The sequence below is a fragment of the Streptomyces sp. BE20 genome, from assembly GCF_036322525.1.
Classification (GTDB): Bacteria; Actinomycetota; Actinomycetes; order Streptomycetales; family Streptomycetaceae; genus Kitasatospora.
Genome location: NZ_JAQYWW010000048.1, coordinates 1 through 332 on the forward strand (window position 1 = coordinate 1; position 332 = coordinate 332).

General features: G+C 85.8%; 1 protein-coding gene. It reads left to right on the forward strand.

Annotation, left to right across the window (positions count from 1 at the left end):
* Window positions 1-134 precede the first annotated feature (134 nt).
* Window positions 135-332: hypothetical protein (locus PUR61_RS00175; protein WP_329874349.1), on the forward strand; the 198-nt coding region annotated here is incomplete at its 3' end.

A 332-nucleotide genomic window follows, 5' to 3' on the forward strand; every position in this document is an offset into this window, starting at 1 on the left:
GGCCCCCGGCCGCTCCCGCGCCCAGGCCCGCGGCCGGGGGGGGCGCCTGCGGCCGCTGGGGGGGGGGGGGGGGGCGGGGGGGGGGGCGGGCGGCGGCAGCCGGGCGGCGGGGGGCGCGACCTCCGGCGGACCGGGTGCTTGGGCGCCCGGCCCCCGGGCGCGGGGGCGCCGCCCGGGGCGCCGCCGCGGGGGCCGCCCCCTGCGAGATCCAGCGGCACGCGACGCTGCGCACCCACCGCCGCCCCAACGGCCACGAGACCCCGCACATCCACCCGCAGGCCCCCAGCACCACCGCCGGCCGGAACAAGGACAACGCCGAGGACTACCGCTAC